Here is a 19,891-nt window from a genome sequence, read left to right as displayed (position 1 = left end):
GGGTTTCGGGTTGTGCTTCAGGCCGGAGTGGCGTCCGCGTTCGGCGACGGTTCGGCAGGGGTGTCGGCGGCCCCTCCGTCGGCCGCGGACTTCTCCGCGGCCTGCCGTGCCTCCGCGGCGGCGCTGATCTCGCGCCAGGCGGATTCCGCCGCCTGCTGCTCCGCTTCCTTCTTGCTACGGCCGGTGCCGGTGCCGTACGAGACACCACCGACGCGAGCAGCAGCAGTGAAGGTCTTCTCGTGGTCCGGGCCGGTCTCCGTGACGAGGTACTCGGGGACTCCGAGGCTCTCGCTCGCGGTGAGCTCCTGGAGGCTGGTCTTCCAGTCCAGGCCGGCGCCGAGGTTCGAGGACCTGTCGATCAGCGGGTCGAAGAGCCGGTGGACCAGCTCCGAGGCCGCGCTGAGGCCCTGGTCGAGATAGACCGCGCCGATCACCGCTTCCAGTGTGTCGGCGAGGATGGAAGCCTTGTCCCGGCCACCCGTGCCCTCTTCACCGCGGCCGAGCCGGATGAAGGAGCCGAGTTCGAGGCCGCGGCCCACCTCCGCAAGTGCACGTGAGTTGACCACCGCGGCCCGCAACTTGGCCAGCTGGCCTTCGGGCAGGTCGGGGTGGGTGCGGTACAGCGTGTCCGTGACCACCAGGCCGAGCACCGAATCCCCGAGGAATTCGAGCCGCTCGTTGGTGGGCAGACCGCCGTTCTCGTATGCGTACGAACGATGGGTCAGCGCACGCACCAGAAGGGCGGACTCGAGGTGATACCCGAGCCGCCCTTCCAGAAGCGTGTGGGACGAGGCTGTGTTGACGTTGTCTGCCTGCTTCTTGGCGCTGGACAACTCAGACATCGGGCCTCTCACCAGCCGCTCAGACCTCGAGGACCTGGCGCTTGTTGTAGGTGCCGCAGCTCGGGCACGCAATGTGCTGGAGCTTCGGCTCCTGGCAACGCTCGCACGAAACCAGGGTGGGGACCGCAGCCTTCCACTGCGACCGGCGGTGGCGCGTGTTGCTGCGCGACATCTTCCGCTTCGGAACAGCCACGGCTACTTCTCCTGCTTCTCGTCGACGCCCGGTTCGGCGCCGCCCATGTTGTCCTTCTCGCCGTCCTGAACGGTCTCGGCGAGTCCTTGCAGTGCCGCCCAACGGATGTCGACGGCGTCGTGGTGGTGGCCCGGGTTCTCGTCCAGCCTGATTCCGCATTCGGAACACAGACCGGCGCAGGTCTCCTTGCACACCGGCTGCATGGGCAGTGCGAGCACTACCGCGTCACGCAGCACTGACTCGAGGTCGAACAAGCCGTCCTCAAGGAAGAACCTGTCCTCGTCGCCCTCGGCGTCGTCGGCCGGGTCCGCAGGGCGGCCCCGGTCATCGGCGTCAGGGTACGAGAACATCTCCTGGAAATCCGCGTCGACCTCGACGGTCAGCGGCTCCAGACACCTTACGCACTCCCCCTCGGCGCTCGCACGGGCGGTCCCTGTGACAAGCACCCCTTCCATGACCGATTCGAGTCGGAGGTCCAGCTCCAGGGGCGCGCCTTCCGGCACACCGATGACGCCGTCGATACCGAGAACCGGTGAACCGGGTGCGTCCACCGAGCGGGAGAGCCGCTTCAGGGCACCTGGACGCCGACCCAGCTCGCGCGTATCGAACACGAGAGGGTTGCGGTGGTCGAGGTGGCCGTTCAGGGCGTTTCCTGCTTTCAGAATCATGGGTGTCGTGCTCGCTGCGAAGGGGAGGGGCCGTCCGTGGTCCCGATTCGGGCCGGCACCGCTTCGGAGACGAAACGGGCAGCCGAGATCGCGGACCTGTGCGCGGCCGAGGATTCAGGATACTGGACGGACCGCTCAGCACCCAATCGGACCAGCCCGGCCTCGGGTCAGCGGCCCTCTTCGTAGCGGCGCAGCTGCTCCAGGTCGATCATGCTGGTGTCGAAGAGGCTGGTCTCGTCCAGCGCGCCCTGGTTCTGCTGGGCGGGCACCTGGGGCTGCTGCTGCCAGCCGTACTCCGGCTGGGCCTGCGGCGGGGGCGGGTACTGGTTCGGGTCGTAGGCGGGCTGCTGGTAGGCCGCGTACGGGTCCGGCACCTGCTGGTAGCCGTAGGGGTCCTGGGCGGTCTGCTGCGGCGGCTGCTCCTGGTAGCCGTAGGCCGCCTGCGCGTACTCGGCCTGCCCGTACTCCGCCGGTGCGTGGTCCGGTTCGTCCTGGGCGAGCCGCTGCTCCTGGTAGAGCGGCTGCTGGGGCACCTGCCGCGGCTCCGGGGTGGCGAGCTCGGCGAGTCCGGCCAGGTAGTCGGCGTCGCTGGTGTGGCCCTGGGCGCCCGCAGCGTCCTGGGCGGCCATGTGGGCCCCGAGGTCGTCGGAGGCGACCCGGCCGTGCAGCTTCTGCCGGCCGCGGCCGACCGCCTCCAGGGTCTTGGCGAGCACCGCCTCGAAGGCGCCGAACTTGGCGTCCACGTACGCGTCCGCCCGCCGGCGCAGTATCTCCGGGTCGGCGCTGCGCTCGGGGGCCTCGGCGAAGTCGGGGTCCTGGTAGCCCTGCTCGTCCAGACCCTGGCCCCGGCCGAGCAGCTTCTCGCGGCCGCGGTCCACGGAGCCGATGGTCTTGGTGAGGACGACCTCGAAGTTGGCGAGCTTGCTGTCGACGTAGTCGTCGGCCTCGGCCCGGACCTCCTCGGCCTCGCGGCGGGCCTCGGAGAGGATCCGGTCCGCCTCGCTCTGCGACTGGCGGGCGATCTCGGTCTCGGTGATCAGGGAGGAGCGCTCGGCGTGGGCGGACCGGATGATCCGCTCGGCCTCCTGCCGGGCCTGCTCGGCGAACTGCTGCTGGCCGCCGATCAGCTCCTGGGCGTGGGCGAGCGAGCCGGGCAGGGCCTCACGTACCTCTTCGAGCATGGCGAGCAGCTCGGCGCGGTTGACCACGCACGAGGCCGACATGGGCATGGCGCGGGCGTTCCCGACCGCTTCGACGATCTCGTCGAGCTTCCTCTGCACGTCCACCGTGTGCTCGCCACTCTCTGCTGCTCTGTTGGAGACGGACGGGACGACTGTAAGGCCAGTCGACTCCCGCCCGACACCTGGTGACGGGCCGTCAGCCGGTCAGCGCTCGTCCAGACGCTCCACGAGGGCCGCGTGGACCGCGGGCGGCAGCAGGTGGGAGACGTCACCACCCCAGGTGGCGACCTCCTTGACCAGCGAGGAGGACAGGAAGCTGTACGTCGGGTTGGTCGGTACGAAGAGCGTCTCGACGCCCGAGAGGCCGTTGTTCATCTGGGCCATCTGGAGCTCGTAGTCGAAGTCGCTGACGGCCCGCAGGCCCTTCACGATCGCCGGGATCTCCCGCTGCTTGCAGAAGTCGACCAGCAGGCCGTGGAAGGACTCCACCTCCACGTTGCCGAAGTCGGCGGTGACCTCGCGGATCAGCTCGATCCGCTCGTCCACGGTGAACAGCCCCTGCTTGGACTGGTTGATCATCACCGCGACGTGCACCACGTCGTACAGCTTCGAGGCACGTTGGATGATGTCGAGATGTCCGTTGGTGATGGGGTCGAAGGACCCCGGACAGACGGCGCGGCGCACTGTCATTCCCTCGCTCTCCGGTCCGGTCATCGTGCGTCTTCGCACGTAGCGGCGGCGCGACCGTACCAAAGCGTTCCCTCGCCGTAGCGACGGGCCCGCAGTGGCTCGAATCCGGCGGGCCAGCCGAATTCTCCGCCCCGGGTGCTGCGTTCCACGGTGACGAGCGCATCGCCGGTGAGCCACCCCTGAGCACGGAGTGTGAGCAGGATCTCGCGGAGGTCATCGTCGGTGACGGCGTACGGCGGGTCCAGGAAGACGAGGTCGTACGGGTGCGAGGGCGCCGGTCCTGTCACGATCTGCTCGGCTTTGCCGGTACGGACCTCGGCGCCGGGCAGGCCGAGCGTGCGGACGTTGTCCCGGACCGTGCGCACCGCCTTCTGGTCCGCCTCGACGAGCAGGGCGTGGACGGCGCCTCGGGAGAGCGCTTCGAGGCCGACGGCGCCGGATCCGGCGTACAGATCGGCGACGCGGACGCCTTCCAGCGTGCCGAGCAGCGCTTCCCAGGTGGAGAACAGGCCCTCCCGCGCGCGGTCGGAGGTGGGGCGGGTGCCGGTGCCGGGCGGTACGGCCAGGCGGCGTCCGCCGGCCGATCCGGCGATCACGCGGGTCATGGGTGTCGGGTCCTCGGGGTCGTAGGGGGTGCGGGGTGGTCGGTGCGGCGGCGGGCGCGTGCCGTGCGTCCACGATATGGCGTGCGGCCCGCACCCACCCGTCCGCCTCTCCCCCGTGGGCTCACCCCTTGTCGAGGTACTCCTCGCGGTCCTTGTCCAGCAGCGCGGCCAGCACCGTGCGCAGCTCCGGCAGGTGCTCCAGCTCCGGGTCGGCGGCGACGACCGCGACGGCCTCCTCGCGGGCGGCGGCGATCACCTCCTCGTCGTCGATGACGGTGAGCATCCGCAGCGAGGAGCGCACCCCGGACTGGGCCTGGCCGAGCACATCTCCCTCGCGGCGCTGCTCCAGGTCGATGCGGGAGAGCTCGAAGCCGTCGAGGGTGGCGGCGACGGCACAGAGGCGGGCGCGGGCGGGGCTCGCCTCGTGGGCCTCGCTGACCAGCAGGCAGAGTCCGGGGGCGGATCCCCGGCCGACCCGGCCGCGGAGCTGGTGGAGCTGGGAGACGCCGAACCGGTCGGCGTCCATGATCACCATGGCGGTGGCGTTGGGGACGTTGACGCCGACCTCGATGACGGTGGTGGCGACCAGGACGTCGACGTCGCCGGCGGCGAACCGGCGCATCACGTCGTCCTTCTCGTCCGGGTGCATCCGCCCGTGCAGCACCTCGACGCCCAGCCCGGCCAGCGCGCCCTTGCGCAGCTCGTCCGCGATCTCCAGCACGGCGAGCGGCGGCCGTTTGTCGCCGTCCTCCTCGGGGGCCGCCTTCTTGGACTTCCCCTTCTTCCCCTCCGCCTCCTCGGCGTCGTCGCCGATGCGGGGGCAGACCACGTACGCCTGGTGACCGTTCTCCACCTCTTCGCGGACGCGCTCCCAGGCGCGGCTGAGGAAGTGCGGCTTGTCCTTGGCGGGGACGACATGGCTGGCGATCGGGGAGCGGCCGGCCGGGAGCTGGTCCAGGACGGAGGTCTCCAGGTCGCCGAAGACCGTCATGGCGACCGTGCGCGGGATGGGGGTGGCGGTCATGACGAGGAGGTGGGGCGGCTGCTTGCCCTTGGAGCGGAGGGCGTCGCGCTGTTCGACACCGAAGCGGTGCTGCTCGTCCACGACGACCAGGCCCAGGTCGTGGAACCGCACCTTGTCCTCGATCAGGGCGTGGGTGCCGATGACGATCCCGGCCTCGCCGGTGACCAGGTCGAGCAGGGCCTGCCGGCGGGCGGCCGTACCCATGGAGCCGGTGAGCAGGACGACTCTGGTCCCCCGGTCCGAGCCTCCGAGCATGCCTCCCTCGGCCAGCTCGCCCATCATCTCGGTGATCGAGCGGTGGTGCTGCTGGGCGAGGACCTCGGTGGGCGCGAGCATCGCGGCCTGGCCGCCCGCGTCGACGACGGTGAGCATGGCGCGCAGGGCCACCATCGTCTTCCCGGAGCCGACCTCGCCCTGGAGGAGGCGGTGCATCGGGTGCTCGGTGGCCAGGTCGTCGAAGATCTCCTTGCTGACCTTCTCCTGGCCCTGGGTGAGGGTGAAGGGCAGCTCGGCGTCGAAGGCGTCCAGCAGGCCGTCGGCGACGGGGCGGCGGGCGACGGCGGGGAGCTGGGTGTCGGCGTACCGGCGGCGGGCCAGGGCGACCTGGAGGACGAACGCCTCGTCCCACTTGAGCCGGTCCTTGGCGTCCTCCACGTCCGCCTTCGTCTGCGGCCGGTGCACCTTCAGCAGGGCCTCGGGCAGCGGGGTGAAGCCGCGCCCCTCGCGCAGGGCGGCGGGCAGCGGGTCCACCGCGTCCTGGGCGCTCGGCAGTACGGCGTCGACGGCTTTGGCGATCCGCCAGGAGTCGAGCTGCTTGCAGGCGGGGTAGATCGGCAGCAGCCGTCCGGCGAAGGCGTCCACGGCCTCGGTCGCCTCGTCGGCGTCGGAGGCGTCGAGCAGTTGGTACGTGGGGTGGGCCAGCTGCATCTTCCGGTTGAAGACGGAGACCTTGCCCGCGAACATCGCCTGGCGGCCCGGCAGCAGCTCCTTGTGCGGCTTGTGGACGCCGTGGCCGAAGAAGACCAGCTGGAGGCGGCCACTGCCGTCGGTCAGGGTGACCTCCAGGCGCTTGCCCCGGCCGTTGTTGAACATCAGGATGCGGGCGTCGGCGACCTGGGCGACCACCGTGACGTGCTCGTCCAGCGGGAGGTCGGCCAGCGCGGTCAGCTTGCCGCGCTCCTCGTACCGCCGCGGGTAGTGGTGCAGCAGATCACCGACCGTGTGCAGGTCGAGATGTTCGGCCATCACCTTCGCGGTGGCTCCGCCGAGCAGCTTCTTGAGAGGTTCATCGAACGAGGACACGCGATCCATTGCACACCACGGCACTGACAGCTGTCCGCCGGGCACGCTCGCGTGGTGCGGCTACTCGACGCCGATCAGCAGCGGTGCGCGCTGGTGTCCGCCGCGGTAGACCACGGTGTCCACGGCGAGATGGCCCTCGCGTACGTGCTCCTCCAGCGCGTCGGCGAGCGCGTCCGGGACGTCCTCGCCCAGGACGAGGGTGACCAGTTCGCCGCCGGCCGCCAGCATCCGGTCCAGCACGGTGCGGGCGGTGGCCGGGACGTCGGCGCCGATCACGGCCACGTCCCCGTCGATCAGGCCGAGGATGTCCCCGGCCTGGCAGATGCCCGCCATGGTCCACGACTGGCGCTCGGCGACGGCCAGTTCGGCGTAGCGGGTGGCGCCGGCGGCGGCGCTCATGGCGACCACGTCCTCGTCGAAGCCACGGTCCGGCTCGTGGACGGCGAGGGCGGCGATGCCCTGGACGGCGGCGCGGGTGGGGACGAGGGCGACCCTGACCCCCTCGGTCCTGGCCTGTTCGGCGGCGGCGGCCGCGGTGTGGCGCAGGGCGGCGTCGTTGGGCAGCAGCACCACCTCGCGGGCGTGGGCGCGGCGGATGGCGTCGACCAGTTCGCCGCTGGCGGGCGGTTCGCCGGGGCGGGCGATCACGGTGGTGGCGCCGGCCTCGGCGCAGAGCCCGGCGAGGCCGTCGCCGGGGACCACGACGACCACGGCGCGCTGGGCGGGTTCCGCCTGGATACGGACGTCGTGGCCGCTCTCGGTGGCGAAGTGGGTGATCCGGATGCGGTACGGCCGCCCGGCCTCGACGCCCGCCTCCACCGCGGCCCCGGCGTCGTCGACATGGACGTGGACGTGCCAGAGCCCGTCGCCGCCCACCACGACCAGGGAGTCGCCGAGCGCGTCGAGGCGGGTCCGCAACCGGTCCACCTGCTCGTCCCGGGCCTCCAGGAGGTAGATCACCTCGAAGGCGGGGCCGCCGCCGTCCGCGTCCTCGGGGCAGTCGAGCGGTCCGTCCACAACGGGAACGCTGCCCACGGGAACGCTGCCCACGGGCACGCCTCCCACCGGCAGCCCCACCACCGCCCCGCCGTCCACCGGCGCGGGCGCCGTCCCGGAACCGGCGCGTGGCCCGCGTACCGGCGCCCGCCCGGTCACCGCCTCCACCAGCGCCCCCAGGACCGCGACCAGCCCGCGTCCCCCGGCGTCCACGACCCCGGCCCGGCCGAGCACGGCGAGCTGCTCCGGGGTCTTCGCCAGCGCGGCGCGCGCGCCCTCGTAGGCGGCGCTCACCACGGCGTACAGGTCCGGCTCCTCGCCCTGCGCGGCTTCGGCGGCCGCGGCGGCGACGGTCAGCACCGTGCCCTCCACCGGGTGGGCGACGGCCTGCCGGGCGGCCGCGGCGGCCCGGGTGAGGGCGAGGCGCAGGTGGGCCGCGTCACCGCCGTCGGCGAGCACCCCGGCCATCCCGCGCAGCAGCTGGGCCAGGATCGTGCCGGAGTTCCCGCGGGCGCCGATCAGGGCGCCGTGCGCCATGGCGCGTACGGCGTCGGCGGTGGCGGGTGCGGTGGTGCCGGTCTCATGGGCGGCGAAGACCGCTTCGACGGCCGCTGCGGCGGACTCGACGGTCAGGTAGAGGTTGGTGCCGGTGTCCCCGTCGGCGATGGGATAGACGTTGATCGCGTCGATCTCCGCCCGCTCCCGGCCCAGGGCCTCCAGCGCCAGTGAGCACCAGGTGCGCACCGCGACGGCGTCCAGATCGTCGGGGAGCTGCGGCACCGATGGTCCTCCTTGAAGCGGCCGTGGCAACGGGCTGCACCGCAGGTTAGCCCGCCTGTCAGGGTCCCGGCCGGGACAGGGGGCGGGAGGGCGGTGGGCCAACCCGTGGTAGTTTCGTATCTCCGAAGCAGGCGTTGTATGCTGCTTCGGTTGCCCGATGAGAGTCGGGCCATTCCTCCGGTACCGCCACTTCATTCAATGATTCCGGCGCGCCGGAATTCACTGTAAGTGCATCTGAAGTCTTTGGAGTGACCCGTGGCTGCCAACTGCGACGTCTGCGGCAAGGGGCCGGGCTTCGGCAACAGCATTTCGCACTCGCACCGCCGTACGTCCCGTCGCTGGAATCCCAACATCCAGCGCGTGCGTGCCGTGGTCGGTCGAACGCCGAAGCGGCTCAACGTCTGCACCTCGTGCATCAAGGCCGGCAAGGTCGCGCGCTGACGTATCCGTCGTAGCGCAGCCTTCCGGTTGCCCGAAAAGCCGGTCCACCTCGGTGGACCGGCTTTTTGCTGTGCTCAGGGGGCTGTGCTCGTCGGGTGCCCGGGGGCTGATCAGTCGGTCCGGCGGGTCCGCCAGCCGTGGTCGACCGGGCCGATGCCGCCGCCGAGCGCGAATCCCGCCCGGATCGCTCCGGTGACGTACGCCTTCGCGCCCCGCACCGCCGTGGGCACGTCCTGACCGAGCGCGAGCCCGGAGGCGATGGCGGAGGCCAGGGTGCAGCCGGTGCCGTGGGTGTGCCGGTTGTCGTGGCGGGGGGCGCGCAGCCAGTGTTCGGCGCTCCCGTCGGAGAGCAGGTCCACCGCCTCGCCGGGCAGGTGGCCGCCCTTGATCAGCGCCCAGCGCGGTCCGAACGCGAGGATCTCCTCGGCGGCCCGGCGCATTCCGTCCTCGTCGGTGACCTGTACGCCCGTGAGCTGGGCCACTTCGTCGAGGTTCGGAGTGGCCACCGTGGCGACGGGCAGCAGCTTGGTCCGTACGGAGTCGAGCGCTTCGGCGGCGAGCAGGGCGTCCCCGTGCTTGGAGACCCCGACCGGGTCGACGACGATGGGAGCCCTTGTCCCGGCGAGCAGTTCGGCGACGGTCTCGACGAGGGCGGCCGAGGCGAGCATCCCGGTCTTCACCGCCTGGACGCCGATGTCGTCGACGACGCTGCGGTACTGGGCGCGTACGGCGTCCACCGGAAGCTCCCACGCGCCCTGGACGCCGAGGGAGTTCTGTGCGGTGACGGCGGTGAGCACGCTCATGCCGTGCACACCGAGGGCGAGCATGGTCTTCAGATCGGCCTGGATCCCCGCACCGCCGCCGGAGTCGGATCCGGCGACGGTGAGGACGCGGGGCGGTACAGCGGTACGTATGGGCATACGCAGCAATCTAGCGGCAGCCCCGCAGGGGACTAGTGGGTGTCCTCGATGGCACCGAAGTGGTCCCAGCCGCCCTTGCTGGTCCAGGGGGCACCGTCGACGGTGACCTGGGGCAGGGCGGAGGGGTTGAGGACCTCGCCGATCACCTTCCAGCGGGCGGGGAGTTTCGCGTCGGGCGGGAAGGTCGCCACGATGGCGTGGTCCTCTCCCCCGGTCAGCACCCACTGGAGCGGGTCGACACCGACGGCCTGGCCGATGTCGGACATCTGCGAGGGGATGTCGATGAGGCCCGAGCGCAGGTCGATGCGGACCTTGCTGGCCTCGGCGATGTGCCCGAGGTCCGCGACCAGGCCGTCGCTGACGTCGGTCATCGCGGTGGCGCCGAGTCCGGCGGCGGCGGGGCCCGCGTGGTACGGCGGTTCCGGGCGGCGGTGGGCCTCGACGAAGGCGCGGGGCGAGCGGAAGCCGCGGGAGAGCACGGCGTAGCCGGCGGCGGACCAGCCGAGCCAGCCGGTGACGGCGACGACGTCACCGGGGCGTGCGCCGGCGCGGGTGACGGGTTCGTGGTTGCGCAGGTCGCCGAGGGCGGTGATGGCGACGGTGATGGTGTCGCCGCCGACCACATCGCCGCCGACCACGGCCGCCCCCGCCACCTGGCACTCGTCGCGGAGCCCGTCCATCAGCTCGGCGGCCCAGGTGACCGGGAGGTCGGCGGGGACGACGAGGCCGAGGAGCAGCGCGGTGGGCACGGCTCCCATGGCCGCGATGTCGGCGAGGTTCTGGGCCGCCGCCTTGCGGCCGACGTCGTACGCCGTCGACCAGTCGCGGCGGAAATGCCGCCCTTCCAGCAGGATGTCCGTACTGGCCACGACCCTGCGGTCGGGAGCGGCCACGACCGCGGCGTCGTCGCCGGGCCCCAGCCGTACCGCCGGAGTGGTGGTGAGCCGGGACGTGAGCTCTCTGATGAGCCCGAACTCCCCCAACTCGCCCACGGTTCCCTTCACCGAGTCTCACCTCTCATTTATCGCCCCGGACACCCGTCCGGGCCCCCGGTCGCGCGCCGTCACTGCTGTCGGTACCGTCAGGAGAGCCGCCGGTACCGTCAAGGGATACGTCAACTTCCGCGCTCCGCACGCCACGCTGTGGACGTCACACGGCCCGTAGGTCTCCCCGTCACCCTCGGCGACGCGATAACGTGGCGTCCCTTTCCCCCACATGATCCTCGTGGCCGCCCTGGAGGTTCCGTGGTACAGGCGTACATCCTCATCCAGACCGAGGTGGGCAAGGCGTCGATCGTCGCCGAGACCATTTCCAAGATTCCGGGAGTCATCCAGGCAGAGGACGTCACCGGTCCGTACGACGTGATCGTGCGGGCCCAGGCCGACACGGTCGACGCGCTCGGCCGCATGGTGGTCGCCAAAGTGCAGCAGGTGGACGGCATCACGCGAACGCTGACCTGTCCGGTCGTCCACCTCTGACCCCCGTCCGGTTGCCGCGCGTGGGACGCGCGGCACCGTGATCTCCGCGCGCTGACGGGGCGATCGTACTGCGCCGTGGCGCCCCCGGCCCACGAAGACGGATGCCCCCACCACGGAAGGCCGGGGCGGCACAGGCCGCCCCGGCCTTCCGGGTGTGTCAGCGCAGTCCGGTGGAACGGGTCAACGCGGCCTGGATCAGCCGGTCGACCAGCTCCGGGTAGCTCACGCCGCTCTCCTGCCACATGCGCGGGTACATGGAGATCGGGGTGAAGCCCGGCAGGGTGTTGATCTCGTTGATGACGAACGTGCCGTCCTCGGTGAGGAAGAAGTCGGCACGCACCAGGCCCTCGCAGGAGGTGGCGTCGAAGGCGGCGACGGCGAGCCGCTGGACCTCGGCGGTCTGCTCCTCGGTGAGCGGGGCGGGCACCAGACCGGCGGCCGAGTCGATGTACTTCGCCTCGAAGTCGTAGAACTCGTGCGCGGTGACCGGCGGGATCTCGGCGGGCACGCTGGCGCGCGGTCCGTCCTCGAACTCCAGCACCCCGCACTCGATCTCGCGGCCGCGCAGCAGCGACTCCACCAGGAACTTGGGGTCGTGGCGGCGGGCCTCCTCGATCGCCGCGTCGAGCCCGGAGAGCTCGTCGACCTTGGTGATGCCCATGGAGGAGCCGCCGCGGGCGGGCTTCACGAACAGCGGCCAGCCGTGCTCACCGGCGAAGTCCACGATCCGCTCGCGTACGGCGGAGGGGTCGTGGTCCCACTCGCGCGGGCGGACGACCTCGTAGGGTCCGACCGGCAGCCCGAAGGAGAGGAAGACGCGCTTCATGTACTCCTTGTCCTGGCCGACGGCCGAGGCGAGGACGCCGGCGCCGACGTAGGGCACACCGGAGAGTTCGAGCAGCCCCTGAAGGGTGCCGTCCTCCCCGTACGGGCCGTGCAGCACGGGGAAGACGACGTCGACCTCGCCGAGCGCCTTGGGCACCGAACCGGGTTCGCTGTAGACGACCTCGCGGCTGCCCGGGTCCACGGAGAGGACGACGGTGCCCTCGGTGGACTCCGCCAGCTGGGCCACGTCGGGGACCTTACGGTCGGTGATGGCCATGCGTTCGGGCTCGTCGGCGGTGAGCGCCCAGCGGCCGTCCGTCGTGATGCCGATCGGCAGGACGTCGTACTTCGTCCGGTCGATGGCCTTCATGACGGCGCCGGCCGTGACGACCGAGATGCCGTGTTCGGAGCTGCGGCCGCCGAACACGACAGCCACACGCGGCTTACGGTGCTGCTGCGGGCTCTCGGCGCGCTCAGGGCTCTGGGGGAGGTTCTCGCTGCTCATATCGCGTTGAGCGTACCTGCTGGTAAGGGAGACGTCAGCGTCGCTCGGCCTTGGCGCTCCGCGACATCAGCTCCTTGACGGCGACGACCGGTGACTTGCCCTCGTGGACGATGGAGACGACGGTTTCCGTGATGGGCATGTCGACCCCGTGCCGACGCGCCAGGTCGAGGACCGATTCGCAGGACTTGACGCCCTCGGCGGTCTGCCTGGTGACGGCGATCGTCTCCTGGAGGGTCATACCGCGGCCGAGATTGGTGCCGAAGGTGTGGTTGCGGGAGAGCGGCGAGGAGCAGGTGGCCACCAGGTCGCCCAGGCCCGCCAGTCCGGAGAACGTCAGCGGGTCGGCGCCCATGGCCACGCCCAGGCGGGTGGTCTCGGCGAGGCCGCGGGTGATGAGGGAGCCCTTGGTGTTGTCGCCGAGGCCCATGCCGTCCGCGATGCCGACGGCGAGGCCGATCACGTTCTTCACCGCGCCGCCGAGCTCGCAGCCGACCACGTCGGTGTTGGTGTACGGCCGGAAGTACGGGGTGTGGCAGGCGGCCTGGAGGCGCTGGGCGACGGACTCGTCGGCGCAGGCGACGACGGCCGCGGCGGGGCGGCGCTCGGCGATCTCCTTGGCCAGGTTGGGGCCGGAGACGACGGCGATGCGGTCGGCGGAGACCTTGGTGACGTCCTCGATCACCTCGCTCATCAGCTTGGCGGTGCCCAGCTCGACGCCCTTCATCAGGGAGACCAGGACGGTGCCCGCCTCCAGGTGCGGGGCCCAGTCGGCGAGGTTGGCGCGCAATGTCTGGGAGGGCACGACGAGGAAGGCGAAGTCGGCGCCGCGCAGGGCCTCGGCGGGGTCGGTGGTGGCGCGGATGGTGTCGGGTAGCGCGATGCCCGGCAGGTAGTCCGGGTTGGTGCGGGTGGTGTTGACGGTCTCGGCGACCTCGGCGCGGCGCCCCCAGAGGGTGACCTCGCAGCCCGCGTCGGCGAGGATCACGGCGAACGCCGTACCCCATGAGCCGGTTCCGAAGACGGCTGCTTTTACGGGGTGCGTCACGTGGATCCCTTTCCCTGCGCCCTGCGCCGTTGTTCAGCGCGGGCTTCGCGGTGATCGTAGAGCTCGGTGGGGGCCTTCTCCCCTCGTACGTCCTCCAGCTGGCGGGTGATCGCGGCCATGATGACCTCGGTCGCCTGGCGCAGCACGTCGGGCGTCGGCTCGACATCGTAGAAACGGCTGAGGTCGACGGGCGGACCGGCCTGCACCGTCAGGGTCTTGCGGGGGAACAGCCGGAGCTTGTTCTCCTTTGCGTACGGCGGCATCGCCAGGTTGGCGCCCCACTGGGCGACGGGGATGACCGGGGCCTTGGTCATCAGCGCGACGCGGGCGGCACCGGTCTTGCCGGCCATCGGCCACATGTCGGGGTCGCGGGTGAGGGTGCCCTCGGGGTAGAAGGCGACGCACTCGCCGCGCTCGATGGCGTCGACGGCGGTCCGGAAGGCGTCCAGCGCGTTGGTCGTCTCACGGTAGACGGGGATCTGTCCGGTGCCGCGCAGCATCATCCCGACGAAGGGGGTGCGGAAGAGTCCGGCCTTCGCCAGCAGCCGGGGCACGCGTCCGGTGTTGTACTGGAAGTGGCTGTAGGAGAGCGGGTCCAGATAGGAGTTGTGATTGACGGCGGTGATGAATCCGCCGTCGGCCGGAATGTGCTCCATCCCCCGCCAGTCGCGCTTGAACAGAACCACCAGTGGCGGCTTGGCGATAACCGCCGCCAGGCGGTACCAGAAGCCGATGCTGCGGCGGGACACTCGGACACCTTCCTCTAAGGACCTCATCGGACATCGACCTGTTGCCGGCTACCGACGGTCAAGTCTCGCCCCAGGCCCCTCCTCTGTCGAGAACACCGTACGCCTCACCTCCGGGCCCGGACCTCCGGGTTGTCGTACCGGCGGGCGAGAATGGGTCCTCATGCGTACGGAGGGGGAGATCGCCACGAACACCGATGCGGCGGGGCCCTGGTCCCTGGTCGTTCCGCTGAAGCCGCTGACGCGGGCCAAGAGCCGCTTGGGGCGGGCGGCGGGCGAGCTCGCCCGGCCCCGGCTGGCCCTGGCCTTCGCGCAGGACACGGTGGTGGCGGCGCTCTCCTGTGCCCGGGTGCGGGATGTGGTGGTCGTCACGGACGACGCGGCGGCCGGTCAGGCCCTGACGGCGCTCGGCGCTCGGATCGTGCCGGACCTGCCGGCGGCCGGACTCAACGCCGCGCTGGCGTACGGCGCCCGGTCCGTGCGGGCGCTCGCGCCGGCCGTCCCGGTGGCCGCGCTGAACGCGGATCTGCCGGCCCTGCGCGCCGGGGAATTGGCTCGGGTGCTCGAATTTGCTTCCGCTTTTCCCCGCACATTTCTCCGGGACGCGGCGGGAATCGGAACGACATTTCTGTCCTGCCGTGCGGGAACAGAATTGCGTCCGGCTTTCGGCGGCCGGTCCGCCGCCCGGCATCTGGCTTCGGGCGCGGTGGAAATAGCCCTGCCCGGGGTCGATTCGGTGCGCCGGGACGTGGATACGGGAGAGGACCTGGAAGTGGCCCTGGCTCTGGGGGTGGGGCCGTACACCGAGCGGCTCGGGTCGGCCATCTCCCCGGCCCCGGACCGATAGGCTGCCGCCCATGCAGGCGACCTCGTACACGTACGACCCCGAGACCCGTACCGGCAGCGTGCTGCTGGACGACGGCACCCCGGTGGGGTTCGACGCCCCGGCCTTCGACGCGGGCGGCCTGCTGCTGCTGCGTCCGGGGCAGCGGGTGCGGATCGAGGGCGAGGGTGAAGGCGCCGCCCTGCGGATCACGCTGGTGACGCTGCAGACGTTCTAGACCGTACGGGGGCGAGTCCCCCGGACAGCCCGCGGGCCGGGCTCCCCCAGGGGGGAGCCCGGCCCGGCGCGTGTGAGGAGCGAGCGGGTGCCCGGTCCTACTTCTTGCGTGCGGTGGCCTTCTTGGCCGTGGTGGTCCGCGCCGTGGTCTTCTTCGCGGGCGCCTTCTTCGCCGTGGCCTTCTTGGCGGGCGCGGTCTTCTTGGCGGTCACGGTGGCCTTCTTCGCCGGGGCCGTCTTCTTCGCGGCGGCGGCGGTCTTGGCCGGGGCCGTCTTCTTCGCGGCGGCGGTGGTCTTCTTGGCGGCGGCGGTCGTCGCCGGAGCCGTCTTCTTGGCGGTGGTCTTCTTCGCCGTGGCCTTCTTGGCGGCCGACTTCTTGGCGGCGGCGGCCTTGACCGTCGTGCGGGCGGCGGAAGATCCGCCCGAGAGGCTGCCCTTGGGGGCCTTCTTCACGGCCACGTCGTTCTTGGGGAGCTTCTTGGAGCCGCTCACCAGGTCCTTGAACCCCTGACCCGCGCGGAAGCGGGGCACCGAGGTCTTCTTGACCCGGACGCGCTCACCCGTCTGCGGGTTGCGGGCGTACCGGGCGGGGCGGTCGACCTTCTCGAACGAGCCGAAGCCGGTGACCGAGACACGGTCCCCGGCGACAACGGCACGGACGATCGCGTCGAGCACCGCGTCGACCGCGTCCGCGGCCTGCTGGCGGCCGCCGACCTTGTCGGCAATCGCTTCTACGAGCTGCGCCTTGTTCACGTCTTCCCCTTCGGAGACATTGCCAGAACGAATGCGTTCAGGCTTTTTCGCACGTTAGGCAGATATATACCGCAAATCAAACACGAAACGGGCTAATCACCCTAGTGCCGCAACGAAGTCGACCGATGCGCAGTTCCACGTGTCAGTCACCTTCGGGGAATCGGCCCTCATCGAGGTCCTTCATCAACCGGTCCAGACGCCTTGCCGCGTCCGGGAGATCGTGCTTCGCCGCGGCCGTGACGACCAGCAGCTTCCGGGACAGCGCCATCCGTACGCTCTCCGGGACTTGCAGTGCACGCACCTTCGCGTGCGCTTCCTTCAATCGGTCGGCGACTTGGCCGTAAAGCTTGAGTTGGCTGTCGCGTTCCATGCACCGATTGTGCCATCTGGGGCGAGTTGTCGCCCGAGGGGGGCTCAACAAGCGACTGCGCCCCCTGCCCGGAGGCAGGGGGCGCAGTCGTGGAAAAGCGCTGCTCAGGCATCAATTGTACGCGGCTTGTGGGTCGGCCTGGCCGCCTCGTAAGCCGCGATGTCCCCTTCGTTCTGAAGGGTGAGGCTGATGTCGTCGAGACCGTTGAGCAGCCGCCAGCGGGCGTTCTCGTCCAGCTCGAAGTCGGCCGTGATGCCCTCGGCGCGGACCTGCCGGGACTCCAGGTCGACGGTGATCTCGGCGGTCGGGTCGGCCTCGCTCAGCTCCCACAGGGCGTCGACGACCTGCTGGTCCAGGACCACGGTCAGCAGCCCGTTCTTCAGCGAGTTGCCCCGGAAGATGTCGGCGAAGCGGGAGGAGATGACGGTCTTGAAGCCGAAGTTCTGCAGGGCCCAGACCGCGTGCTCGCGGGAGGAGCCCGTACCGAAGTCGGGACCGGCCACCAGGACCGAGGCGCCCTGCCGCTCGGGACGGTTGAGGACGAAGTCGGCGTCCTTGCGCCAGGCTTCGAAGAGACCGTCCTCGAACCCGTCGCGGGTGACCTTCTTCAGCCAGTGGGCGGGGATGATCTGGTCGGTGTCGACGTTGCTGCGGCGCAGCGGGACGGCCCGGCCGGTGTGCGTGGTGAAGGCTTCCATGGCTATCGGACTCCGGCGGGGGTACGGGTGTCGGACAGGTCGGCGGGCGAGGCCAGGTGGCCCAGCACGGCGGTGGCGGCGGCGACCTGGGGCGAGACCAGGTGGGTGCGGCCTCCCTTGCCCTGCCGGCCCTCGAAGTTGCGGTTCGAGGTGGAGGCGGAGCGCTCACCGGGGGCCAGCTGATCGGGGTTCATACCGAGGCACATCGAGCAACCCGCGTGCCGCCATTCGGCGCCGGCCCCGGTGAAGACCTTGTCCAGGCCTTCCGAGACGGCCTGGAGGGCGACCCGGACGGAGCCGGGGACGACCAGCATCCGTACGCCGTCGGCGACTTTGCGGCCTTCCAGGATCGCGGCGGCGTTGCGCAGGTCCTCGATGCGGCCGTTGGTGCACGAACCTACGAAGACGGTGTCCACGCTGATCTCGCGCAGCGGCTGGCCCGCGGTCAACCCCATGTACTCCAGGGCCTTTTCGGCGGCGTTGCGCTCCGAGGCGTCCTCGTACGAAGCCGGGTCGGGGACGTGGGCGGAGAGCGGCGCGCCCTGGCCGGGGTTGGTGCCCCAGGTGACGAAGGGGGCCAGTTCGGTGGCGTCGATGACGACCTCGGCGTCGAACACCGCGTCGTCGTCCGAGCGCAGGGTCTTCCAGTACGCGACGGCGGCGTCCCAGTCCTCGCCCTTGGGGGCGGCGTCGCGGCCCTCCAGATAGGCGAAGGTGGTGGCGTCCGGGGCGATCATGCCCGCGCGGGCACCTGCCTCGATCGACATGTTGCAGATGGTCATCCGGGCCTCCATCGAGAGCTTCTCGATGGCGGAGCCGCGGTATTCGAGGATGTAGCCCTGGCCGCCGCCGGTGCCGATCCGGGTGATGATCGCCAGGATCAGGTCCTTGGCGGTGACGTCATCGGGCAGTTCGCCGTCGACCGTGATGGCCATCGTCTTCGGGCGGGCCAGCGGCAGCGTCTGGGTGGCCAGGACGTGCTCCACCTGGCTGGTGCCGATGCCGAACGCCAGCGCGCCGAACGCCCCGTGCGTGGAGGTGTGGGAGTCGCCGCAGACCACGGTGGTGCCGGGCTGGGTCAGGCCCAGCTGCGGGCCGACCACGTGCACGACGCCCTGCTCGACGTCGCCGAGCGGGTGCAGCCGGACGCCGAAGTCCGCGCAGTTCTTGCGCAGGGTCTCCAGCTGGGCACGGGAGACCGGGTCGGCGATCGGCTTGTCGATGTCGAGGGTCGGGGTGTTGTGGTCCTCGGTGGCGATGGTGAGGTCGAGGCGTCGCACCGGGCGTCCGGCCTGGCGCAGACCGTCGAAGGCCTGCGGGCTGGTCACCTCGTGCAGCAGGTGCAGATCGATGAAGAGAAGGTCGGGCTCGCCCTCCGCGCGTCGGACGACGTGGTCGTCCCAGACCTTTTCCGCGAGTGTCCTACCCATCGCTTTCCCTCCGGCCGGCGTCTTCGCCGGCCCAACTAGAGATTCGGTGCGCCGCCGTCCGGATCCCCCGCGGGGCGGTGGCTGCGGGCCGTGGTGGGGCCGCCCGTACAGGTTCGCAACTTCCGCGGAAAATTGAACTTGCGTTTCACAGAGTGAGACGGGAGTATCGTCGTATGGACAACTCTAGCGGCGTCGGCGTTCTCGACAAGGCGGCTCTGGTATTGAGCGCCCTGGAGTCCGGTCCGGCCACCCTCGCCGGGCTGGTCGCGGCGACCGGGCTCGCACGGCCCACGGCCCATCGACTGGCTGTGGCACTGGAACACCACCGGATGGTGGCGAGGGACATGCAGGGCCGGTTCATTCTCGGCCCCCGGCTGTCGGAACTGGCCGCCGCGGCGGGCGAGGACCGCCTGCTGGCCACGGCCGGACCGGTACTGACCCACCTGCGCGACATCACCGGCGAGAGCGCCCAGCTCTACCGCCGACAGGGCGACATGCGCATCTGCGTGGCGGCGGCGGAACGACTGTCCGGACTCCGGGACACGGTGCCGGTCGGCTCGACGCTCACCATGAAGGCGGGCTCCTCCGCCCAGATCCTGATGGCCTGGGAGGAGCCGGAGCGGCTGCACAGGGGCCTCCAGGGGGCCAGGTTCACGGCGACGGCACTCTCCGGCGTTCGGCGGCGGGGCTGGGCCCAGTCGATCGGCGAGCGGGAGCCGGGCGTGGCCTCGGTCTCGGCCCCGGTGCGCGGCCCCTCGAACCGGGTGGTCGCCGCCGTCTCGGTTTCCGGGCCGATCGAGCGGCTGACCCGCCACCCGGGCCGGATGCACGCCCAGGCGGTCATCGACTCGGCCGCGCGGCTGAGCGAGGCCCTGCGCCGCACGGGCTGACGTCCGCCCGCGCCACACCCTTCTCCCCTGTTCCGAAAGGCCGCCCCAGCGCCGTGGCGGCCCTTTTCCTTCCCCGCCAACAGCCGTGTGACATAAGCGACTTGCCCCGGGGCCTTCTGGTCCGGGCAAGCGAAAAGGCCCTCCACCGAAGTGAAAAGCCTTCCCGTACCGCTCTGTTGTACCCCCGACCGGATTCGAACCGGCGCTACTGCCGTGAGAGGGCAGCGTGCTAGGCCGCTACACAACGGGGGCGTGGTTACTGCTGACTTGCGCTGGGCTACCAGGACTCGAACCTAGAATGACGGTACCAGAAACCGTAGTGTTGCCAATTACACCATAGCCCATGGTGTGACAAGTACCCCCGACCGGATTCGAACCGGCGCTACTGCCGTGAGAGGGCAGCGTGCTAGGCCGCTACACAACGGGGGCTTGTCCTGCTGATCTTACGTG

At 70.8% G+C, this 19,891-nt stretch carries 22 protein-coding genes and 3 tRNA genes; 5 read left to right on the top strand and 20 right to left on the bottom strand.

Annotation, left to right across the window (positions count from 1 at the left end):
- Positions 1 to 17: 17 nt before the first annotated feature.
- The 8 genes from rnc to ACIQAK_RS26490 all read right to left on the bottom strand — a co-directional run bounded on the left by rnc (position 18) and on the right by ACIQAK_RS26490 (position 8,281).
- A complete protein-coding gene (gene rnc / locus ACIQAK_RS26525) occupies positions 18 to 842 on the bottom strand; it encodes a ribonuclease III (RefSeq protein WP_366387693.1) in 825 nt (274 codons plus the stop codon).
- Positions 843 to 861: 19 nt separating this feature from the next.
- Entirely contained in the window at positions 862 to 1,035 is a 174-nt protein-coding gene (gene rpmF, locus ACIQAK_RS26520) for a 50S ribosomal protein L32 (RefSeq protein WP_003965982.1), read from the bottom strand.
- Positions 1,036 to 1,037: 2 nt separating this feature from the next.
- Positions 1,038 to 1,703 carry a DUF177 domain-containing protein gene (locus ACIQAK_RS26515; protein ID WP_366387692.1) on the bottom strand — a complete coding sequence of 222 codons (666 nt, stop codon included), beginning with the start codon at positions 1,701 to 1,703 and terminating at the stop codon, positions 1,038 to 1,040.
- 167 nt (positions 1,704 to 1,870) lie between these two features.
- Positions 1,871 to 2,989 carry a cell division initiation protein gene (locus tag ACIQAK_RS26510; protein WP_366387691.1) on the bottom strand — a complete coding sequence of 373 codons (1,119 nt, stop codon included), beginning with the start codon at positions 2,987 to 2,989 and terminating at the stop codon, positions 1,871 to 1,873.
- A 99-nt stretch (positions 2,990 to 3,088) separates the two neighbouring features.
- On the bottom strand, positions 3,089 to 3,568 hold the full coding sequence (gene coaD, locus ACIQAK_RS26505) for a pantetheine-phosphate adenylyltransferase (protein ID WP_366387827.1): 480 nt from the start codon (positions 3,566 to 3,568) through the stop codon (positions 3,089 to 3,091).
- Positions 3,569 to 3,594: 26 nt separating this feature from the next.
- On the bottom strand, positions 3,595 to 4,179 hold the full coding sequence (rsmD, locus tag ACIQAK_RS26500) for a 16S rRNA (guanine(966)-N(2))-methyltransferase RsmD (RefSeq protein WP_366387690.1): 585 nt from the start codon (positions 4,177 to 4,179) through the stop codon (positions 3,595 to 3,597).
- A gap of 121 nt (positions 4,180 to 4,300) precedes the next feature.
- Positions 4,301 to 6,514 carry an ATP-dependent DNA helicase RecG gene (recG, locus tag ACIQAK_RS26495; RefSeq protein ID WP_366387689.1) on the bottom strand — a complete coding sequence of 738 codons (2,214 nt, stop codon included), beginning with the start codon at positions 6,512 to 6,514 and terminating at the stop codon, positions 4,301 to 4,303.
- Between the two features lie 51 nt (positions 6,515 to 6,565).
- The gene (locus ACIQAK_RS26490; protein ID WP_366387688.1) at positions 6,566 to 8,281 is read right to left on the bottom strand and encodes a DAK2 domain-containing protein; all 1,716 of its coding nucleotides are present in this window, start codon (positions 8,279 to 8,281) and stop codon (positions 6,566 to 6,568) included.
- A gap of 255 nt (positions 8,282 to 8,536) precedes the next feature.
- Here ACIQAK_RS26490 and rpmB point away from each other — a divergent pair, with 255 nt between their 5' ends.
- Entirely contained in the window at positions 8,537 to 8,722 is a 186-nt protein-coding gene (gene rpmB / locus ACIQAK_RS26485) for a 50S ribosomal protein L28 (RefSeq protein WP_019762972.1), read from the top strand.
- Positions 8,723 to 8,832: 110 nt separating this feature from the next.
- Here rpmB and thiD read toward each other — a convergent pair whose 3' ends face one another.
- Positions 8,833 to 9,642 (bottom strand): bifunctional hydroxymethylpyrimidine kinase/phosphomethylpyrimidine kinase, encoded by an 810-nt coding sequence (thiD, locus tag ACIQAK_RS26480; RefSeq protein ID WP_366387687.1) that lies wholly within the window; start codon positions 9,640 to 9,642, stop codon positions 8,833 to 8,835.
- Positions 9,643 to 9,674: 32 nt separating this feature from the next.
- Positions 9,675 to 10,646 (bottom strand): thiamine-phosphate kinase, encoded by a 972-nt coding sequence (locus tag ACIQAK_RS26475; protein WP_366387686.1) that lies wholly within the window; start codon positions 10,644 to 10,646, stop codon positions 9,675 to 9,677.
- 240 nt (positions 10,647 to 10,886) lie between these two features.
- Here ACIQAK_RS26475 and ACIQAK_RS26470 point away from each other — a divergent pair, with 240 nt between their 5' ends.
- Entirely contained in the window at positions 10,887 to 11,120 is a 234-nt protein-coding gene (locus ACIQAK_RS26470) for an Lrp/AsnC family transcriptional regulator (RefSeq protein WP_015611652.1), read from the top strand.
- 157 nt (positions 11,121 to 11,277) lie between these two features.
- Here the strand turns inward: ACIQAK_RS26470 and ACIQAK_RS26465 are convergent, their stop codons facing one another.
- From ACIQAK_RS26465 to ACIQAK_RS26455, 3 genes are read right to left on the bottom strand one after another with little or no spacing between them, the layout of a single operon-like run.
- Positions 11,278 to 12,450 (bottom strand): D-alanine--D-alanine ligase family protein, encoded by a 1,173-nt coding sequence (locus tag ACIQAK_RS26465; protein ID WP_366387685.1) that lies wholly within the window; start codon positions 12,448 to 12,450, stop codon positions 11,278 to 11,280.
- Between the two features lie 34 nt (positions 12,451 to 12,484).
- The gene (locus ACIQAK_RS26460) at positions 12,485 to 13,495 is read right to left on the bottom strand and encodes an NAD(P)H-dependent glycerol-3-phosphate dehydrogenase (RefSeq protein ID WP_366387684.1); all 1,011 of its coding nucleotides are present in this window, start codon (positions 13,493 to 13,495) and stop codon (positions 12,485 to 12,487) included.
- Positions 13,492 to 14,244, bottom strand: coding sequence for a lysophospholipid acyltransferase family protein (locus ACIQAK_RS26455; RefSeq protein WP_366387683.1), 753 nt, complete (start codon positions 14,242 to 14,244; stop codon positions 13,492 to 13,494). Before ACIQAK_RS26455 ends, ACIQAK_RS26460 begins: the two co-directional genes overlap by 4 nt.
- Before the next feature lie 160 nt (positions 14,245 to 14,404).
- Between ACIQAK_RS26455 and cofC the strand changes: the two genes are divergently transcribed.
- Positions 14,405 to 15,088 (top strand): 2-phospho-L-lactate guanylyltransferase, encoded by a 684-nt coding sequence (gene cofC, locus ACIQAK_RS26450; protein ID WP_366387682.1) that lies wholly within the window; start codon positions 14,405 to 14,407, stop codon positions 15,086 to 15,088.
- Positions 15,089 to 15,098: 10 nt separating this feature from the next.
- Positions 15,099 to 15,302 (top strand): hypothetical protein, encoded by a 204-nt coding sequence (locus tag ACIQAK_RS26445; RefSeq protein ID WP_366387681.1) that lies wholly within the window; start codon positions 15,099 to 15,101, stop codon positions 15,300 to 15,302.
- Between the two features lie 97 nt (positions 15,303 to 15,399).
- Here ACIQAK_RS26445 and ACIQAK_RS26440 read toward each other — a convergent pair whose 3' ends face one another.
- The 4 genes from ACIQAK_RS26440 to leuC all read right to left on the bottom strand — a co-directional run bounded on the left by ACIQAK_RS26440 (position 15,400) and on the right by leuC (position 18,551).
- Positions 15,400 to 16,053: an HU family DNA-binding protein gene (locus ACIQAK_RS26440; protein WP_366387680.1), complete on the bottom strand. Its 654-nt coding sequence runs from the start codon at positions 16,051 to 16,053 to the stop codon at positions 15,400 to 15,402.
- A 142-nt stretch (positions 16,054 to 16,195) separates the two neighbouring features.
- Positions 16,196 to 16,423 carry a hypothetical protein gene (locus ACIQAK_RS26435; protein ID WP_015611645.1) on the bottom strand — a complete coding sequence of 76 codons (228 nt, stop codon included), beginning with the start codon at positions 16,421 to 16,423 and terminating at the stop codon, positions 16,196 to 16,198.
- A 104-nt stretch (positions 16,424 to 16,527) separates the two neighbouring features.
- Positions 16,528 to 17,121 (bottom strand): 3-isopropylmalate dehydratase small subunit, encoded by a 594-nt coding sequence (leuD, locus tag ACIQAK_RS26430; RefSeq protein ID WP_366387679.1) that lies wholly within the window; start codon positions 17,119 to 17,121, stop codon positions 16,528 to 16,530.
- Between the two features lie 2 nt (positions 17,122 to 17,123).
- Entirely contained in the window at positions 17,124 to 18,551 is a 1,428-nt protein-coding gene (gene leuC, locus ACIQAK_RS26425; RefSeq protein ID WP_366387678.1) for a 3-isopropylmalate dehydratase large subunit, read from the bottom strand.
- A 173-nt stretch (positions 18,552 to 18,724) separates the two neighbouring features.
- Between leuC and ndgR the strand changes: the two genes are divergently transcribed.
- Positions 18,725 to 19,441, top strand: a complete 717-nt coding sequence (gene ndgR, locus ACIQAK_RS26420; RefSeq protein ID WP_003966003.1) for an IclR family transcriptional regulator NdgR — start codon at positions 18,725 to 18,727, stop codon at positions 19,439 to 19,441.
- A gap of 179 nt (positions 19,442 to 19,620) precedes the next feature.
- Here ndgR and ACIQAK_RS26415 read toward each other — a convergent pair.
- The 3 genes from ACIQAK_RS26415 to ACIQAK_RS26405 all read right to left on the bottom strand — a co-directional run bounded on the left by ACIQAK_RS26415 (position 19,621) and on the right by ACIQAK_RS26405 (position 19,870).
- Positions 19,621 to 19,693: transfer RNA gene (locus ACIQAK_RS26415), tRNA-Glu, on the bottom strand.
- Positions 19,694 to 19,713: 20 nt separating this feature from the next.
- A tRNA-Gln gene (locus ACIQAK_RS26410) sits at positions 19,714 to 19,785 on the bottom strand.
- Between the two features lie 12 nt (positions 19,786 to 19,797).
- Positions 19,798 to 19,870: transfer RNA gene (locus ACIQAK_RS26405), tRNA-Glu, on the bottom strand.
- Positions 19,871 to 19,891 lie beyond the last annotated feature (21 nt).

Source organism: Streptomyces sp. NPDC088706, assembly GCF_044752765.1.
Taxonomy (GTDB): Bacteria; Actinomycetota; Actinomycetes; order Streptomycetales; family Streptomycetaceae; genus Streptomyces.
The sequence above is the reverse complement of the archived record's forward strand: the minus strand, read 5'-3'. Positions and strand labels throughout refer to the sequence as shown.

Coding starts and splice junctions, on each gene's coding strand:
- rnc (WP_366387693.1), bottom strand. CDS start 842: ATGTCTGAGTTGTCCAGCGCCAAGAAGCAGGCAGACAACGTCAACACA.
- ACIQAK_RS26515 (WP_366387692.1), bottom strand. CDS start 1,703: ATGATTCTGAAAGCAGGAAACGCCCTGAACGGCCACCTCGACCACCGC.
- rsmD (WP_366387690.1), bottom strand. CDS start 4,179: ATGACCCGCGTGATCGCCGGATCGGCCGGCGGACGCCGCCTGGCCGTA.
- recG (WP_366387689.1), bottom strand. CDS start 6,514: ATGGATCGCGTGTCCTCGTTCGATGAACCTCTCAAGAAGCTGCTCGGC.
- thiD (WP_366387687.1), bottom strand. CDS start 9,642: ATGCCCATACGTACCGCTGTACCGCCCCGCGTCCTCACCGTCGCCGGA.
- ACIQAK_RS26465 (WP_366387685.1), bottom strand. CDS start 12,450: ATGAGCAGCGAGAACCTCCCCCAGAGCCCTGAGCGCGCCGAGAGCCCG.
- cofC (WP_366387682.1), top strand. CDS start 14,405: ATGCGTACGGAGGGGGAGATCGCCACGAACACCGATGCGGCGGGGCCC.
- ACIQAK_RS26445 (WP_366387681.1), top strand. CDS start 15,099: ATGCAGGCGACCTCGTACACGTACGACCCCGAGACCCGTACCGGCAGC.
- ACIQAK_RS26435 (WP_015611645.1), bottom strand. CDS start 16,423: ATGGAACGCGACAGCCAACTCAAGCTTTACGGCCAAGTCGCCGACCGA.
- leuD (WP_366387679.1), bottom strand. CDS start 17,121: ATGGAAGCCTTCACCACGCACACCGGCCGGGCCGTCCCGCTGCGCCGC.
- leuC (WP_366387678.1), bottom strand. CDS start 18,551: ATGGGTAGGACACTCGCGGAAAAGGTCTGGGACGACCACGTCGTCCGA.
- ndgR (WP_003966003.1), top strand. CDS start 18,725: ATGGACAACTCTAGCGGCGTCGGCGTTCTCGACAAGGCGGCTCTGGTA.